The 15,692-nt window shown below is 62.5% G+C and carries 13 protein-coding genes and 8 pseudogenes; 8 read left to right on the forward strand and 13 right to left on the reverse strand.

Annotated elements, in window-relative coordinates; translation table 11 throughout:
• Positions 1-467 precede the first annotated feature (467 nt).
• The 4 genes and pseudogenes from AC6A67_RS10515 to AC6A67_RS10530 all read left to right on the forward strand — a co-directional run.
• Positions 468-704: pseudogene (locus tag AC6A67_RS10515) on the forward strand (hypothetical protein); the annotation flags it as partial.
• Positions 705-850: 146 nt separating this feature from the next.
• Positions 851-1,023, forward strand: a pseudogene (locus AC6A67_RS10520) (IS256 family transposase); the annotation flags it as partial.
• 496 nt (positions 1,024-1,519) lie between these two features.
• Positions 1,520-1,738: a KGG domain-containing protein gene (locus tag AC6A67_RS10525; protein ID WP_498036517.1), complete on the forward strand. Its 219-nt coding sequence runs from the start codon at positions 1,520-1,522 to the stop codon at positions 1,736-1,738.
• 100 nt (positions 1,739-1,838) lie between these two features.
• Entirely contained in the window at positions 1,839-2,438 is a 600-nt protein-coding gene (locus AC6A67_RS10530) for a ferritin-like domain-containing protein (RefSeq protein ID WP_498036518.1), read from the forward strand.
• A 133-nt stretch (positions 2,439-2,571) separates the two neighbouring features.
• Here the strand turns inward: AC6A67_RS10530 and AC6A67_RS10535 are convergent, their stop codons facing one another.
• Positions 2,572-2,766 (reverse strand): hypothetical protein, encoded by a 195-nt coding sequence (locus AC6A67_RS10535; protein ID WP_498036519.1) that lies wholly within the window; start codon positions 2,764-2,766, stop codon positions 2,572-2,574.
• A gap of 191 nt (positions 2,767-2,957) precedes the next feature.
• Here AC6A67_RS10535 and AC6A67_RS10540 point away from each other — a divergent pair, with 191 nt between their 5' ends.
• Positions 2,958-3,455, forward strand: coding sequence for a YciE/YciF ferroxidase family protein (locus AC6A67_RS10540; protein WP_498036520.1), 498 nt, complete (start codon positions 2,958-2,960; stop codon positions 3,453-3,455).
• 143 nt (positions 3,456-3,598) lie between these two features.
• Here the strand turns inward: AC6A67_RS10540 and AC6A67_RS10545 are convergent.
• Positions 3,599-3,805: pseudogene (locus tag AC6A67_RS10545) on the reverse strand (glutathione-dependent formaldehyde dehydrogenase); the annotation flags it as partial.
• A gap of 18 nt (positions 3,806-3,823) precedes the next feature.
• Between AC6A67_RS10545 and AC6A67_RS10550 the strand changes: the two are divergent.
• Positions 3,824-4,203: pseudogene (locus tag AC6A67_RS10550) on the forward strand (IS21 family transposase); the annotation flags it as partial.
• Positions 4,204-4,279: 76 nt separating this feature from the next.
• On the opposite strand, the gene AC6A67_RS10555 reads toward AC6A67_RS10550, so the two are convergent.
• From AC6A67_RS10555 to AC6A67_RS10570, 4 genes are all read right to left on the reverse strand, one after another.
• Positions 4,280-5,059, reverse strand: a complete 780-nt coding sequence (locus AC6A67_RS10555) for a DUF2243 domain-containing protein (protein ID WP_498036521.1) — start codon at positions 5,057-5,059, stop codon at positions 4,280-4,282.
• A complete protein-coding gene (locus tag AC6A67_RS10560; RefSeq protein ID WP_498036522.1) occupies positions 5,056-6,429 on the reverse strand; it encodes an NAD(P)/FAD-dependent oxidoreductase in 1,374 nt (457 codons plus the stop codon). Before AC6A67_RS10560 ends, AC6A67_RS10555 begins: the two co-directional genes overlap by 4 nt.
• A gap of 78 nt (positions 6,430-6,507) precedes the next feature.
• On the reverse strand, positions 6,508-6,891 hold the full coding sequence (locus AC6A67_RS10565; RefSeq protein WP_498036523.1) for a hypothetical protein: 384 nt from the start codon (positions 6,889-6,891) through the stop codon (positions 6,508-6,510).
• A 125-nt stretch (positions 6,892-7,016) separates the two neighbouring features.
• The gene (locus tag AC6A67_RS10570; protein ID WP_498036524.1) at positions 7,017-7,841 is read right to left on the reverse strand and encodes a manganese catalase family protein; all 825 of its coding nucleotides are present in this window, start codon (positions 7,839-7,841) and stop codon (positions 7,017-7,019) included.
• 193 nt (positions 7,842-8,034) lie between these two features.
• On the opposite strand from AC6A67_RS10570, the gene ku (AC6A67_RS10575) reads away from it, so the two are divergent.
• Positions 8,035-8,994: a non-homologous end joining protein Ku gene (ku, locus tag AC6A67_RS10575; RefSeq protein WP_498036525.1), complete on the forward strand. Its 960-nt coding sequence runs from the start codon at positions 8,035-8,037 to the stop codon at positions 8,992-8,994.
• A gap of 2 nt (positions 8,995-8,996) precedes the next feature.
• Positions 8,997-11,588: a DNA ligase D gene (gene ligD / locus AC6A67_RS10580; RefSeq protein WP_498036526.1), complete on the forward strand. Its 2,592-nt coding sequence runs from the start codon at positions 8,997-8,999 to the stop codon at positions 11,586-11,588.
• Positions 11,589-11,636: 48 nt separating this feature from the next.
• Here ligD and ku (AC6A67_RS10585) read toward each other — a convergent pair whose 3' ends face one another.
• From ku (AC6A67_RS10585) to AC6A67_RS10615, 7 genes and pseudogenes are all read right to left on the reverse strand, one after another.
• Positions 11,637-12,446 carry a non-homologous end joining protein Ku gene (gene ku / locus AC6A67_RS10585; RefSeq protein WP_498036527.1) on the reverse strand — a complete coding sequence of 270 codons (810 nt, stop codon included), beginning with the start codon at positions 12,444-12,446 and terminating at the stop codon, positions 11,637-11,639.
• Entirely contained in the window at positions 12,446-12,667 is a 222-nt protein-coding gene (locus tag AC6A67_RS10590) for a hypothetical protein (RefSeq protein WP_498036528.1), read from the reverse strand. Before AC6A67_RS10590 ends, ku (AC6A67_RS10585) begins: the two co-directional genes overlap by 1 nt.
• A 229-nt stretch (positions 12,668-12,896) precedes the next feature.
• Positions 12,897-13,001 (reverse strand): annotated as a pseudogene (locus AC6A67_RS10595) (IS5/IS1182 family transposase); the annotation flags it as partial.
• A 75-nt stretch (positions 13,002-13,076) separates the two neighbouring features.
• Positions 13,077-13,589, reverse strand: a pseudogene (locus tag AC6A67_RS10600) (transposase); the annotation flags it as partial.
• 232 nt (positions 13,590-13,821) lie between these two features.
• Positions 13,822-14,907: pseudogene (locus tag AC6A67_RS10605) on the reverse strand (IS5 family transposase).
• Complete coding sequence (locus tag AC6A67_RS10610) at positions 14,882-15,025, reverse strand: hypothetical protein (RefSeq protein ID WP_498036529.1); 144 nt, start codon at positions 15,023-15,025, stop codon at positions 14,882-14,884. Before AC6A67_RS10610 ends, AC6A67_RS10605 begins: the two are co-directional and overlap by 26 nt.
• Before the next feature lie 490 nt (positions 15,026-15,515).
• Positions 15,516-15,692, reverse strand: a pseudogene (locus AC6A67_RS10615) (IS5/IS1182 family transposase); the annotation flags it as partial.

Below are 15,692 nucleotides of genomic sequence, written 5' to 3' on the forward strand. Positions count from 1 at the left end.
GCCTAGAGACAATTATTCACACTTTTCGACCCACGAGTTTCTGACATGGAGCCTGCCTGCGCAGTTCCAACTCCAGAAACATTTTTCACACTTCACGAGATGAAAAACATGGGGCCGAAAATCGCTGGGCCAGCGGCCCAGCTCCATGCGAATAGCGGCCGCTTCCGGCCGCAACGTTTCACGCACTGATAATCGGTGCGCACCCTCTGACGTCTACGCTTCCATCGAGGATTCAAGCAGAGAAGCGGATCTACCGATTCACACTTCGACGACGCCAATCTTGACCTGCTGCAAATGCAGTTCGACAAACAAGGCACGAAAATTGGGGTGATTAATCCCACATAAATATCTCGACAATAGAATGACGATCGACAACTCGGAGAGATCCAATTGCACCGCTCGCGCCACATCCTCGCGGAGCCGTTCACACTTCACCGCGCTTGATTGCGCCATCCTATGTGTGTGGGATGGCAGCTGGGCCCCGTCCTCGATCAGGCTCCTACTGCCGCCACCGGCGGGCGCCGGGCCCCCCGGTGAACATCCACGCCGCTCCAGGGGCCCGGGTGGACGACCGACGCCTGATCAGCAGAATTGGGCATGTCTTAAAATCGGGTTGCCGCTGGGTGGATGCTCCCTCGATCTACGGCCCGCGCAAAACGCTCTACAACAGGTCGTTCGCTTGCGCCGGCGGCAAGGGCTTCTGGCCATGAGCGGCCCGGTCTTCCTCAATGGCCGCGTCAGATTCCGGGACTGTCAGGATTTGGTGTGCGGGCGGTCATACTGGACCTGATGGAGGCTCCCGATGGCACGACGCAAAGCACCCCGGAATCCTGACGCGCGTCTTGACTAGTTGCTGGTTCGCGCAGACCCAAAAACGGCCTTCGAAGGTTTGCTGGATAACCTGAAGAAGGCGCTGGCCGAACCGGCCTGAATGCCGAAATGGATCATCATCTGGCAGCTGATGATGCGGGCAACAGCCGCAATGGCTATGGCCTCAAGACGGTCACAAATAACCAAGGTCAGGAAATGATTCCGACGGTTGCCGGCTGTGATCGGCCGCGTGGGGCGCGGCGTGGGCACGCGCGGGTGGGCCGTTGCCAGTCCAGTCATGCGTTGCGTGTCCAGCCATCGGCCCGGCGCAAAAATTGCCTGACGCTGCGGAACGATCAGAAAGAGCGACGACTTAACCATATGAGCGCTTAAGGCAAGTTCGCCCCGCTAGACGGATGCGCTGCCGGATCCCTGCCATGTCTGTTCATGCGGCGCGCGCGCACCATGCACAGGCAGGCCACGGCCTGAGCCAGACGATGCAGGCGCCCCAAGCGACTTGCCTCCGACGCCCACCTTGCCGTGGGCCACTTGAAGCTGCCGTAAGGTGTCTGTGACACGGCGCGCTGCGCTGTGTGTATCTCTGGCGGACATACCGCACGATTTCAGACGAATTCAAGACGTGCAGGAACACATCGCAACCCGGTGTGTTTCAGCTATCCCGTCAACCAGACAATCATAGGAGGATATGTTGGCTAACCAGAACAATCAGAACCAAAATCGCAACCAGAATACTGAACGTGGCTTTGCCGGCATGGATGATGACAGGCAGCGCCAGATCGCAGCCAAGGGTGGCGCCAGCGTGCCAGATGAGAAGCGCAGCTTTAACCAAGATCATGAACTGGCCGCTGAAGCTGGCCGAAAAGGTGGGCAGAACAGCCAGGGCGGCCAGGGCTCCCAGAACGACTGAGGCGGGCTAGCCCAACTTGCGGCGGGGCGCGCCGGAGCGAGGGACGCTCCAGCGCGCCCGGTCGCGACCCAGGAGGCCCATGCACGAAAAGGACAGGATTATGGTCAATCAGTTCAAGCAAGACGCGCCCCAGTCCGGGCACGAATTCGGCGCGCCCTTTGATGGGCCCGACCACACATCAAGTTTTACCGGGGCCACCACGGCTGAGAATCTGCTATCATGGCTAAAGGACGCCCACGCGATGGAAAAGCAGGCGGAGACCATGTTGTCTGCGCTGGCTGGCCGCATTGAAAGCTATCCCGAGGTGCGCCGCATGCTTGAGGAGCACCTTGAGGAAACCCGTCAGCAGGCGGAGATGCTGGAGGCCTGTATCGTCAGGCTTGGCGGCGATACCTCCACGGTTAAGGATTTAATGGGCCGCTTCATGGCCTCGGCGCAGGGCATGTCCGGCATGTTTCTCAGTGACGAGATCGTCAAGGGCTACATGGCGAGCTACACATTCGAACATATGGAAGTGATCGCCTACCGGGTGCTGGTCGCCACGGCCGAGTTGCTGGGTGACGCCGAGACGGCGAAGGTGTGCCAGACCATCCTCGCCCAGGAGGAGCGCATGGCTGAACGACTGGCTGCGTTTACGCCTGAAGTGACACAGCAGTTCCTGCTGCGGGCCGAGACGCCAGAGTTGCAGGCAAAGCACTAGGCCGGCATGGCGGCGCAGATCGGCGGCGCGTCCTGCGCCGCGCCAACGCCGGTCGCCGCCCCATCGGCGCAGATGGAGTAGCCGCCATATGCGGGTTGCCTGTGAGGCCGACGCGGTTGGGCCGGGCGCTTGCTTAACCCTTCTTCTCCGGCTCGTCGGGTGTCAGCGGCGTGCGCTGCCCTGGCCTGCGCCGTGGCGTGTTGTCAGTGAATTCCTGCTGATCCGGGCGTCCCTTTGGCGGCGCGACGCCAGCTTCATCGGTCTGTTCGGGGTCGATGCGCTTGCCAGGATTATTTTTGGGATCTTGCGACCGGTTTTGCGTCGTCATGGCGCCTGGTCTCCTGAGGTGAACGGGGTGTTGGAGCAACGCGCCGCCAGCGCCATCCGTTCCCCATGTCGCCTTGCCGATATGGCCGATCGGCGCCGCCGCCGCCCGGAGGGCCGGCAATGCCGCAACGCGGCGCCCTCACTGTCATCCATGCGTCCGCAAGGACGTTTCGTCATTCAGGGAGAACAACAATGAAAGAACGTACGCTTGATGATCTGTTTCATGACACCCTGCGCGATATCTATTACGCCGAGCGCCAGATTCTACGCGCCTTGCCCAGAATGAAGCGTGCGGCGACCTCGCCGCAATTGCAGAAGGCCTTTGACACCCACAAACAGCAGACCCAGGACCAGATTGAGCGCCTGCAGCAGGTGTTCGAGACCATCGACAAGAGCCCGAGGGGGAAAACCTGTCCGGCCATCGACGGTATCATCGATGAAGCGGAAGAAATCATGGAGGAATACAAGAATTCACGCGCGCTGGACGCTGGCCTGATTTCCGCCGCCCAGGCCGTGGAGCATTATGAGATCACCCGCTATGGCACGCTGCGGCGCTGGGCCCAGGAACTTGGCAATGACCGGGCGCGGGCGTTGCTCGATGAAACGTTGCGTGAGGAAGCGGACACCGACGAACTGTTGAGCCAGATCGCCGAAGCCGGCATCAATAAAGCCGCATCGTCCGCAGCCTGATCGCAATGCGCGGCGCATGTGGCGGCGTCCGGTTGTGTGCAGCTGTGGCAGGCGCGTTAAAATCCTGCTTCCAAAAATGGCGTTCCAGGTGGACGCCATTTTTTATGTGCGCGCCATAGGGTTTCGCCAGCCCTCGTCTTGCATTCCGCGCCGAGCAGGAAGGCGCTGCGGCTCGCCATCTGGCCCACAGGGCCGCAGCCGAACACTGCAATGGTCTCGCCGCGCTGGATGTGGCAGAAATCCGAAGCCATGTAGCCGGTGGGCAGAATGTCGGACAGAAACAGCGCCTGATCGTCGCTCATACTGTCGGGGGCCTTCACAGCCCCAAGGTCAGTAAAGGGCACGCGCAGTTATTCGGCCCCGAATTTGTCCAGCGCAAGCCCGGAGCCTTGCGCAACGGAGCCCCATTCGCCGAATTGCCCGATGCCTTCAGACATCTGCAGCAGCACCTGGAGCGCAACCGGTACAGTGTGCCGGCCCCGTTTTGCAGCATGATGAGCAGGCGGTGCTGTGCGCTGTGGAAATGGCGCTGGACGCTGACGCCCCCACCAAGACGCACATCCTCACCTCTTGCACAGGCTGGTTGACGGCAAGTCCCGACGCCGGCAGCCATCACTGCGCCCCCTGACGCATGGAACCACGCGCCGATGTCGATTGCTACGACGCACTGCGCCTTGCCGGACAGCACCTTTCATCTCAATGCACCCCGCAAAACCCATACGGAGGGCGGCATCCGAAAACAATTTGAGACAGTTTTATGGGTTCCCAATATAAGCCTTCAAAGCGGATCCTAACCCCGAGGTGACGACGCCCACGCGTTGCTGTCATACACCGCTCCAGTTAAGGCAAGCGCTGGCGTTCACAGTGCCGCTGACCATGAGCGCCCCGTGTCGGTAGAGGCTCATTCGCGAAAAGTCGGCCGGCGTATCAATGACCAGGACCTTCAATGCCGGATCCGCCCACACGAGGCGTGAACCGGTGGCGGCGAGGCTAGCCAAGGCGGCGTCTGGAGTCAGACCGGGGCGCATCACCATGACGGTGAAACGGGCGTCCTGCGGCGGAAGCAGCGACCAGATGGCGGCGCAGAGCGTGATGATGCTGGCGACGGCGACGTTCCGGCGGTGGTCACCGCCCATCCGGGGCGGCGGGCGGCGTCGAAGCAGAACATAACCCGCCAGTATTGGCGCGACGCCGAATGCGGCCAGCCAGATCAGGTCCCACAGCAGCGGGTTTGGGCTGTCCTGGCGCACCCGATGGATCCCAAGGAGCCAGTGCGACAGCACCGCATCCAGCACATGCCACAGCCCGAAACCAATGAGGGTGGCGCCAAATGTCTGCGCGGTAGAAAGGCGTCGCACGCCATCTGATCGATTTCCATTACGCAACGGCAGCCAAAGTCTCCACAACGCCACGACCGCCAGCACATACATCAGCAGATGAAACACGCCGTCCCACAGGATCTGCGCCCGCAGATCGCCGCGTGTGCTGACGCCGCTGAACAGATGATGCCATTGCAGAATCTGGTGCAGCAATATGCCGTCGAAGAAGCCTCCTAGCGCAACGCCAAGCACAATGGTCCAGCGCATTGTCGCCTGCGCCTTCATCGCCCTTCTCCACTGACTTGAGCAGGGCGGATCAGCGGAGCCATGTCGCGCCGCAGGGCTTCGCCGGCACGCCCGGGGCGCGGGTGAAGGATCAGCCGGGAGCTGCGCTGGTTCAGCGCGTGTATCCACGCCCAGGACAACGCGACGCTGAGCCGGTTCCGCAAGCCGATCAGGAAGTAAATATGGGCGACGCCCCATATCCACCACGCCAGAGCGCCGCGCAGCCGCAGACGGCCCCAGGATATGACCGCCGCACGTTTGCCAATGGTGGCGAGGCTGGTGACCTCGCGATAGCGGTAGGCGCCCGGATGCCTCTCACCGCTGACGTGTGCGCGAATGCACTGCGCAACATGGCGGCCTTGCTGCTTTGCCGCCGGCGCGGCGCCTGGCGCGGGCTTACCGTCTGGGCTCAGCACCAATGCAGTATCGCCGACGACGTAGATGTCATCGTGTCCTGGCGCCGTCAGTTGCGGGGTGACGCGCAGACGACCGCCCCGGTCCGCCGGCGCGTTGAGCCATTCGGCTGCCGGGGAAGCCTGAACGCCGGCGGCCCATATCACCGTGCGCGCTGCGATATGGACGTCGCCGAGACGAACACCGTTAGCGTCACAATGTGTCACCGGCTCGCCCAGTGCGATGGTCACGCCGAGGCGCTCAAGCGCTGCATGGGTATATTCCGACAGCCGCTCGGGAAACGCAGGCAGCAGCCGGGGGCCGGCTTCGACCAGCGTCACGCGCGCTGCGCGGGTATCGATGTGGCGGAAATCGCGCGGCAGCGCACTGCGCGCCAGTTCGGCGATGGCTCCAGCGAGTTCGACGCCCGTCGCGCCCCCGCCGATCACGACAAATGTCAGTAATGCGGATCGGCGCGCCGGGTCGCGCTCACATTCCGCCTGCTCGAAAGCCATAAGGATGCGCCGACGGATTTCCGCAGCATCTCCCAGTGTCTTGAGGCCGGGGGCGAATGGCTCCCAGTCGTCATGGCCAAAATAGGAATGGCGCGCGCCGGTCGCCAGCACGAGCGTATCCCAGCTGAGTGCGGCGCCGCCCGCCAATTGCACGCGCCGCCCCACTGGGTCCACGCCGACGACCGTTGCAAGCACCGTCTCGACCTCCGGCCGCCGACGCATCAGAAACCGCACGGGCCAGCCTATTTCAGAGGTCGGCAGAGATGCCGTCGCCACCTGATAGAGCAGCGGCTGGAAGGTGTGATGGTTGCGTTGGTCGATGAGCGTGACCCGCACCGGCGCTCCTGCCAGAGCGTCAACACAGCTCAGACCAGCAAATCCTGCGCCGACAACCACCACGTGATGGGCCGACTTTGACGCGGCGGACGGCGCGACACGCAAGAGCGAGCGCTTGGCTTCCATGGCAAAGGTCTCCTGTCTGGCATTGGTCAGCGCGTGGAGCGCGCCTGCATCACGCCAGTCGCCCCGGCGGGCGCAAAGTCACACCGCCCAGCGGCCGGGATCTGCGAGATCGATCTGGATCACGGGCCCGTCCGGGCCATGTCCAGCGACCCGCGCATCCAGGCGGAGACCGGCGTCAAGCAGGGCCGCAATGACGCTGCCTGCAGCCGGCGGCAGATAGCCCAGGGGCCCACTGTTGCTTGCAACGAGGACAGTCTGCGGATCGAACCGTCGCTCAGGTCGCCGCTCCAACCGCAGCGTCGCTGCGGTGGCCGGCGTCGGCGTCAAAGGGAAATGGTCGCGGTTAGCGAGATAGGTCAGGTGCAGGGGCCGGTTCACGCCCGAGTTGGCGGCGACGCCGTGTCCGGTCGCCGCTGCTGTGGCTGACAGAAGGGCGCCGCCCAGAAACAGTCGTCGTTGCATGGCGTTCTCCTTGGCTAACCAGGCATGTTGATCCGCGTCGGTTGGCTTGCGCGAACGGCGCAGGGGTCACAGGGCGACGGCGATCGCCCTGTGATTGCAAGGGTGGCACTGAGGCCGGCGGCTCGTCACAGCTGTTCGGCCTGGGCGCCTGCGCCCTTTCTGGCGCGACCCAGATTTGGCTTGGCCCCCAGCGGCTCCATATGGCGCGTGCTGAACGCGCCATTACCGTCAATGGACTCGCCATTGGACCAGCGACCCTGCGCTGGCTCGCTGCCATCCTTCTGGAAACCAAGGAAAGCGTAGCTGAAGTCTGTTTTTTCCTGCTCCTGTGGGAAGCTGTTGGGGATTGGGAACACATCCTTGGCGCCGCCCAATTCTTCCAGCGCCGCCAACCACTGGTTCTGGTGCATGGTGTCACGGGCGATCAGATAGGACAGCATGTCCTTCATGCCTGGATCGCTGGTCATGTTGTACAAGCGGACAGCGAGCACGCGGCCGGTCGATTCCGCTGCGACATTGGCCGTCATGTCAGCCGCGATATTGCCGCTGGCGTAAATGTGAGACATGTCAAAGGGGACGCCGTCTGAATCGACAGGCATCGCCGAGAGCCCGGCAGACAGCAGATTCTTCAGATTCAGTCCCCCGAGGACCGCGCCGCCCACCGGGTCTTTCGCCGCCTCTTCCTGCAGGGACAGCGGCGCGCCTTCCAGATTGAGGGCGACAGCTGTGGCCAGCATTTCAATATGGCCCAGCTCTTCGGCGGCTGTGTTCATCAACAGGTCGCGAAACTTGGGATTGCCGCGGGTGCCGCAGGCCTGAAAAAAATATTGCATGGCGACGCGTATTTCACCCTCAACGCCGCCAATAGCCTGCTGTAGCGCGCGCGCGAATACCGGATCTGGCCGCTCAACGCGGACCGGATACTGCAGTTTCCCATCGGTATAGAACATATGGTTCTCCTTTCTGGCGTCAGCGGTACCCAACACATGGCGGCGATGGCTGTTCCAGAAGTGGGGAACACTGGCGTCTCGCGCCTGACGCTGTGGAACCTGGGCGACAGGCGGCGGTTGACTCTGGGAAGCCGCCTGTCCGGCGGCGCCCCGACGCCTGACACGCGGGCGCCGGGGCCCTGGAGCAAACCCAATGGCGCAGCAGCGGAAAAAGTCCGGAGCGGCGACAGCGCGGGCCAACTGGAAGGGCCAGTTGCGCATCAACGAGCTCACGTGCGCCGTTGCGCTTTACACCGCGGCGTCGACCACGGATCGCATTTCATTTCACACCATCAACCGCAGCACGGGCCACCGCGTGCGCAGGCAGTTTGTCGATAGCGAGACCGGCGACGTTGTTGCGCGCGAGGATCAGGTGAAGGGGTACGAGGTTAGCAAGGACGAACACATCATCCTGCAGCCAGAAGAAATTGCCGCCGCCATCCCCGAGAGCGACAAGACCTTGGTGGTCCACGCCTTTATTCCCCGCGCTGCAGTGGACGAGCTCTATTTCGACAGGCCATATTTTCTGGCGCCAGCTGATCCGTCAGGCGCGGACGCCTTTGTGCTTGTTCGTGATGGCCTCACCGGACGCAAGGCCGCAGCGCTCGCCCACGCGGTGCTGTTCCGGCGTCTGCGCACGGTGCTGATCCGCGCTCATGACAACGGTCTTATCGCCACCACGCTGAACTACGATTACGAAGTGCGATCGGCGCACGAGGCCTTTGACGGCATCACCGAACGCAAAGTCACTGACGAGATGCGGGACCTTGCGGAACACATCATCAAGACCAAGATGGGGACGTTCGATCCAGCGGCGTTCGATGATCGCTATGAACAGGCGCTTGCGGCGCTGGTTGAGGCGAAGATCGCCGGCAAGACATTCAAGCCGCGTCCGGCGCCGAAGTCCGACAAGGTCGTGGACCTGCTCGCCGCCCTGAAGCAGAGCGCCGGGCTGGCGGATGGCGCGTCCGCCAGGGGCAGGACGAAGGCCAGCAAGGCGCCATCCAAATCGTCAGGCAAGTCGCGGGCGAAGGGCGCCAAGACTTCGTCTGGTCGCACAGGCTCTGGCTCCGCCACGGCTGGTAAAGCCTCGCGCCAGCGGAAGGCAGGCTAGCCGTGTCGCTTGAGACCTATCGCAAGAAACGCAATTTCTCCGCAACGCCTGAGCCCGACGGCGCTGCCCGCAAAAAGAAGCGGCCCGCCAACGGCAAATCGCAACCGGCGTTGAGCTTCGTCATCCAGAAACACGACGCCCGTCGGCTGCATTATGACTTTCGTCTGGAGCTCGACGGTGTGCTCAAGAGTTGGGCTGTCACGCGTGGTCCCAGCCTGGTCCCTGGAGAAAAGCGCCTTGCGGTGCATGTTGAAGACCATCCGCTGGATTACGGTGGGTTCGAAGGGGTGATCCCCAAGGGCGAATATGGCGGCGGGCCGGTTATGGTGTGGGACCGCGGCACGTGGTCTCCAGAGGGCGACCCGCACAAGGGATATAAAAAGGGCAAGCTAACGTTCGCCCTCGATGGCGAAAAACTGCATGGTCGATGGCATCTGGCCCGGATGCGCGGCAAACCGGGCGAAAAACGCGAGAACTGGCTGCTGATCAAGGGCGATGACGCCTATGCCCGCACCTCGGATGATCCCGATATTCTGGAAGAGGCCCCCAGTTCGGTCGCTTCAGGCCGGTCGATGGCGGAAATTGCCGCAGGTCGCGCGCCAGCGGCAAAGCGCGGCGACCGTGATGCAATCGTCAGGGCCGACCCGGTTGCGCTCCGCGCCCGGAAGTCGCCCGCGGGCGTAAAGCCAGACGTCGCCGCGCCTGACGCCGGTCGGGCGGCGAGCACGGCGCGTGCCGGTAAAGGGGCGAAGGCTGCTGCAATGCCAGCATTCATCGAGCCGATGTTGGCCAGCCTGGCGGACACAGCCCCCCAGGGCCGACGCTGGCTACACGAGATCAAGTTTGATGGCTACCGCCTGCAGGCGCATGTGGCGCAAGGCCAGGTGAAACTCTTGACGCGCAGCGGCCACGACTGGTCGGAACGGTTTGGAGATGCGCTCATTGAGTCGCTCAGGCAGTTGCCCGTCGACACCGCAGTGATCGATGGCGAACTCGTCAGCGAGACGGCGCAGGGCGGCAGTGATTTCTCCGCATTGCAGGAGGATCTCGCCGCAGGCCGCGTCGACCGCTTTGCATTCTATGTCTTTGACCTGATGCACCTGGACGGCGTCGACTTGCGCAGCGCCCCGCTGACCGAGCGCAAGGCGCTTCTCGAAGGTCTGACGACGGGCTCAGGAGGGCTTGTCCGCTTTAGCGCCCACTTCGATGAGGAGGGCGACATGGTGCTCCGTCATGCCTGTCGCCTCAGCCTGGAGGGCGTTATTTCCAAGGTGCGCGATGCGCCATATCGCTCCGGACGCAGCAAAAGCTGGATTAAGTCCAAATGCACGTCGCGGCAAGAGTTTGTGATCGGTGGCTATACACCCTCAAGTGTGTCGCGCGGGGCCATTGGCTCCCTCGCACTTGGGGTCTACGAGGGCAAATCGCTACGCCATGTCGGGCGCGTTGGCACTGGCTTCAGCAATGCCGTCGCGGCAGATCTGTTCCAAAGGCTTCATGCGCTTGAACGCGAGGCCAGTCCCTTCGCCAACAGGCTCGACGCCGCCCAGGCGCGTCAGTTGCGCTATGTCCAGCCAAAGCTGGTCGCCGAGGTGGCGTTCAGGGGGTGGACTGGCGATGGTCACCTCAGACATGCGTCGTTTCGCGGCCTGCGCGAGGACAAACCAGCTTCAGAGATCGTGCGCGAAGCCCTCGCGGCGCCGTCGCCGCCGCCGTCGCCTGCATCGGCTTCGGTCAGGATGACACACCCTGACCGGGTGTATTGGCCTGACGCTGGGGTAACCAAGGAAGGGCTGGCCGACTATTACAGCAGCGTCTGGCGCTATATGGAGCCTCATGTTGTCGGACGCCCGCTTGCGCTTCTGCGATGCCCAAACGGCATCGATGGTCAGACGTTCTTTCAGAAGCACGCCTGGCGCGGCATGAGCCGGCACATTCTGTCAATTACTGACCCTGCGGATGCCGATGCCAACGCCCTCATCGGCATCACTGACTTTCAAGGCCTGATGGGGCTGGTTCAGGCAGCTGCGCTGGAAATCCATCCGTGGGGCGCAAGCTTCGCGGACTGGGAGCATCCTGATCAGATCGTCATGGATCTCGACCCTGGAGACGGCGTGGCGTGGCGGATGACGATTGACGCGGCCATTGAGATAAAACGCCGACTGGAAGAGGTGGGCCTGACGGCATTCGTCAAGACATCTGGCGGCAAGGGCTTACATGTGGTTGCGCCGCTGCAGCCACGGGCGGACTGGCCGACGGTCAAAACCTTTTGCAAGGAATTGGCGCAGGCCATGGCGGCAGACAGTCCCAAGCGCTATGTGGCCACCGCCACGAAATCGCGGCGGCGCGGCCGCATATTTATCGACTATCTGCGCAACCAGAGAGGCGCCACGGCCATCGCCCCCTATGCGACGCGGGCGCGCCCCGGAGCGGCGGTCGCCACGCCCCTGAGCTGGGCCGAGCTGTCGACTGACATCGGCCCCGACTATTTCACGGTCGCCAATATGCCCGCCCGCCTTGCCGCCCTTCCCACCGACCCCTGGGAGGGGTTTCGCGACGCCGCCGCTCCGCTCGAGCCAGCACGGCGCAGGTAGTTGGGTTTTGAGGAAATACGGGATCGGGAGACGTTGGCCGGTTCCTGTTCAGCGTTTCTTGCGTGCATTCTCCGACGCCAGGCTTTTGCGCAAGGCGTCGACGATATTGACCACATTTGACGTGGGGGCTTCGTCATTGCTGTCTGGCCGCTTCGCCGGCCGACGACGTTTTTTCTTCTTGGCGTCGATGATATCGACGAGCCCGTCCTGCACCGGATCCTGAACAAGGTCCGGCGACCATTCCAGGGTGCGTTGATCGATCAGCCGACCGATCATCCGCACGAGGTTGGCATCCGGTTTCTGGCCGCGCAGAGCGTCCTTGTCGGCTGGATTGTCGCGCACCTCGTCCCCAAAGCGCAGTGTCCAGAGAATGATGCCTTTGTCGCGGGGGGCCAGCATGACCGCGCGCTCGCGCCGGTAGAGCACAAGCCGCGCCACGCCAACGGTGTGGGTTGAAACCATGGCTTCGCGGATGACTGAATATGCCTCCTCGCCCACCTTGTCCGCCGGGGTGAGAAAGTGCGGTCTGTCGTACCAGAGCCAGTCGATGGATTTCGCGGGTACGAACATGTCGATATCGATGGTGCGGGTGCTTTCTAGCGCGACCGCGTCTAGTTCATCGTCTTCCAGGACGACGTAAGCGTCATCACCATGCGGATAGCCTCGCGCCTGGTCATCCTCGTCGACCACCTCGCCACTTTCCGCATCGACATATTGGCTGACCACACGGTTGCCGGTCTGCTCGTTGAGTGTGTGAAAGCGAACTTTGTCCTGGTCAGACAGAGCTGGCGTCATCGTGACGGGGCACGTGACCAGCGACAGTTTCAGATAGCCCTTCCAGAACGGCCTGGGCGCCATCACACGTCCCTTTTCAGCGGCAAATGTCGCGACGTTGCGAATTTCTCTGCGAAGTTGAGGTCGTCCTGGGTGATGACAGGGACGGGATCGGACAGCAGCGCAAGCAGCGTGTCACGCGAGATGCTTTCGTCCTCGATCGCCGCAATCAACGCGCCGCGTGTTTCGCGCTCCGCCCGCACCAACGCCGCCAAGGCCAGGATCAATCGGTCTTTGCTATCCATTGGCCGCCACCCGCTTCATCTCGTGCACGTGCGCGACGTGCCCGACCTTTCCTGGTCAACGTGCGGCCGCGGGGCTGGTTCCGCTTACGAGGTCAGCATGCAACTGCTTGACTGTACGCTTCTGCTTGCGTGAACGGCCGGCCTCGACTTTCAGCCAGGCTGAGAGCATTTCAGCAAATTCATCCAGCTTGCTGCGCCGTTCGGGAATGCTAAATGTGGGGTTGGCCTCGGGCAGAAACGGCGAAATGAGCCCCCATTCCCTGTCAGTCAGATCGCTTGGATAGCGTTGCCCTCGCCGGGCATAATCGCGTCGGGCGGTTTCGGTCCAGGACATTGTGCCTCCATCAAGTCTCTCAACCTGACGGAATCACAAACTGCTGAAACCGCTCAACTCTTTTCGGGTCAGGCTCTCAGGAATCCGCCCTTCGCGGATGTCTTTCTTCTCGCTATCGGTATTGCGCTGGCGCGGAGCCGGGATGACGCTGGCGTCGATGATCCGCCAGCCCATAGCGATAAAGCCACGTTCGGTCAGGGCGGCGTCGAAGCGGGCGAACAGGCTGTCGATGGCATCCGCCTTCACCAGGCGATCTCTGAAGAGCCAGACGGTCCTAGCATCGGGCACGGTTCCTTCAAGGCCAAGCCCCAGGAAACGCTGGAAGGACAGACGGTCGCGGATCTGGAACCCCGTGGCCTCGTCCGACAGCGAGTAAAGAGCCTGCAGCACAAGGATCTTGAACATCATGACCGGGTCGTACGGCGGTCGCCCGCCCTTGCCCCGCGTCGCGCGGTGCAGGGCCCCGACCAGCGGCGTCCGGAACGTCTCGAAATCCACCACTGACACCAGCCGCTCAAGGGGATCACCTGCTGCGCTCAGCGCTGCATAGCGATCCGCAAGATCAAAGAAACCGGGCTGACTGGCCATCGACGCCTCCGAAATCTGACCGCATCAGTTTCGCCGCAACAGCGCAAAACAGCCAGGTTTTTCGAGGTGTCCATCTGGATAAAAACGTTATGATTCCGCATCCTAGATGGACACCTCGAATAACGAACATTTCCGCTGCTGCTAAGGCACAGAAAGCGTCTGGACCGTCCCGATTGGTCGCCTATTTGGGCCTGATTGTCGGCTCTTGGCTGTCCGATGTGGCCCGTTGCGCTTATGCAGGCGCACTTCTCCCCTCGAGCCAGGCCAGCCGGGTGAAGTTGTAGGCCAGATTGGCCATGCCGATCTTCAGCCGCGCCCGCGCAAGGCCAACAGTCCGGATCACCAGACCCATACGATGCTTGAGAGCCGCAAAGACGTGTTCAACCGGCGCACGTATCACCGAGCGCCGCGCATTGGCCCGAGCAATATGCGCGGGCATTGCACGGCCTTTCGGCTTCTTGCGGTGGTCTGGCTACGGAACAGGCCATCCGCCAGAAACGCTTCGTTCTTCTTCGAGCGGTAGGCGGTGTCCGCCCAGACGCCAGAACCCGTATTGGCCTTGCTGACGAAGGCGGGCAGGCGCGCGCCGTCATGGGCATTGGCCGCGCTGGCGTCCCATGTCCTGATGAACCGATGCCCCCGGTCGATGCCAACGTGGTTCTTGTAGCCGAACATGGGGACGGCAAGATCGACCGGCCTGAAGGCCGCCGGGTCGGCATCATCCTTCACCTTCGCCTTGCTGTACTTGATGCTCCAGCGCGCATCCCGGTCCTTCTGGCGCAGCTTCGCCGGGTTGTCCTTCCAGTCCTCCGGGATACGTCCCTCTCGGAGATCCCTCTTCTCGCCATCGCTATTGCGCTGGCGCGGAGCCGGATCCACCGTGGCGTCGATGATCTGCCCGCCCATGGCGACATAACCCCGCTCGCTCAGGGCGGCGTCAAAGCGGGTGAACAGGCTGTCGATGGCGCCCGCCTTCACCAGGCGATCCCTGAAGAGCTAGACGGTTGTGGCGTCGGGCACGGTTCCTTCAAGGCCAAGCCCCAGAAACCGCTGGAAGGACAGGCGGTCACGGATCTGGAATTGCGTGGCCTCGTCTGACAGCGAATAGAGCGCCTGCAGGACAAGGATCTTGAACATCATGACCGATCGAACGAGGTCGCCCGCCCTTGCCCCGCGTCGCGCGGTGAAGTGCCCCGACCAGCGGCGTCCGGAACGTCTCGAAGTCGACAACTGCCGCCAGCCGCTCAAGGGGATCACCTGCTGCGCTCAGCGCCGCATAGCGATCCGCAAGATCAAAGAAACCAGGCTGACTGGCCATCGACGCCTCCAAAACTTGACCCCATCAGTTTCGCGTCATCAGCGCAAAACAGCCAAGTTTTTCGAGGTGTCCAGTTGGCGCTGGCGGCCATGACGATCGGGGGGAGTGCGATGCTCATGCCGCGCTGCTATTGTTCAGTCTCCAGATTGCCGTAAGTCACTGCGGTTGCCATCCGTTTTGTTCGTTTTTAGGGTGATTGACGAGGGCGCGGGATCCACCCACTGCTTGCCATGGCGGTGGCGATCCACGGGGCGATCACGGCCGGCTCGGCGATGCAGTACCACACCATATCGTCGCCATCCTCCCGGACCCACGCCACCACGCGCGCAGCCTCGCGGTAGGAGTAGGTGATCGTCTCGCCACTAGGCGCTGACCAGACTGTGTCAGCGAGCGCGGACCAGAGGTCGGCAGCTAGGGCTCCATCTGCTCGCACGCCCTCGCCGACCGCGTGGTCGAGCGCCGCCTCAAACGCCTTGTGGGCCCAGTTGAGCCGCCGGCTCGGTACCCCTGCTAAATCATTTTTGTCGAAGATAGGGACGGTCGCCTCCGTTTGTGTCGCACTCTTTTATCATCCCTGGGAGTCTGATTCAAAATTATCCTGTGCGGTTTCATGACCTTGCGATGCGTCTTGTGAAGTGCTGGATCGAGGCGATAAACAGCCATGCTGTCGCTGATGCGATGGTTTGCTCGTCTTTGGCGAGCCGGCGGTTTCGGTTGAGCCATGCGAAGGTTCTTTCGACGACCCAACCCCTTGGCAGAACTTCGAAGCCCTTGGGAGCATCGGA

The sequence above is a fragment of the Camelimonas sp. FR25 genome, from assembly GCF_059740505.1.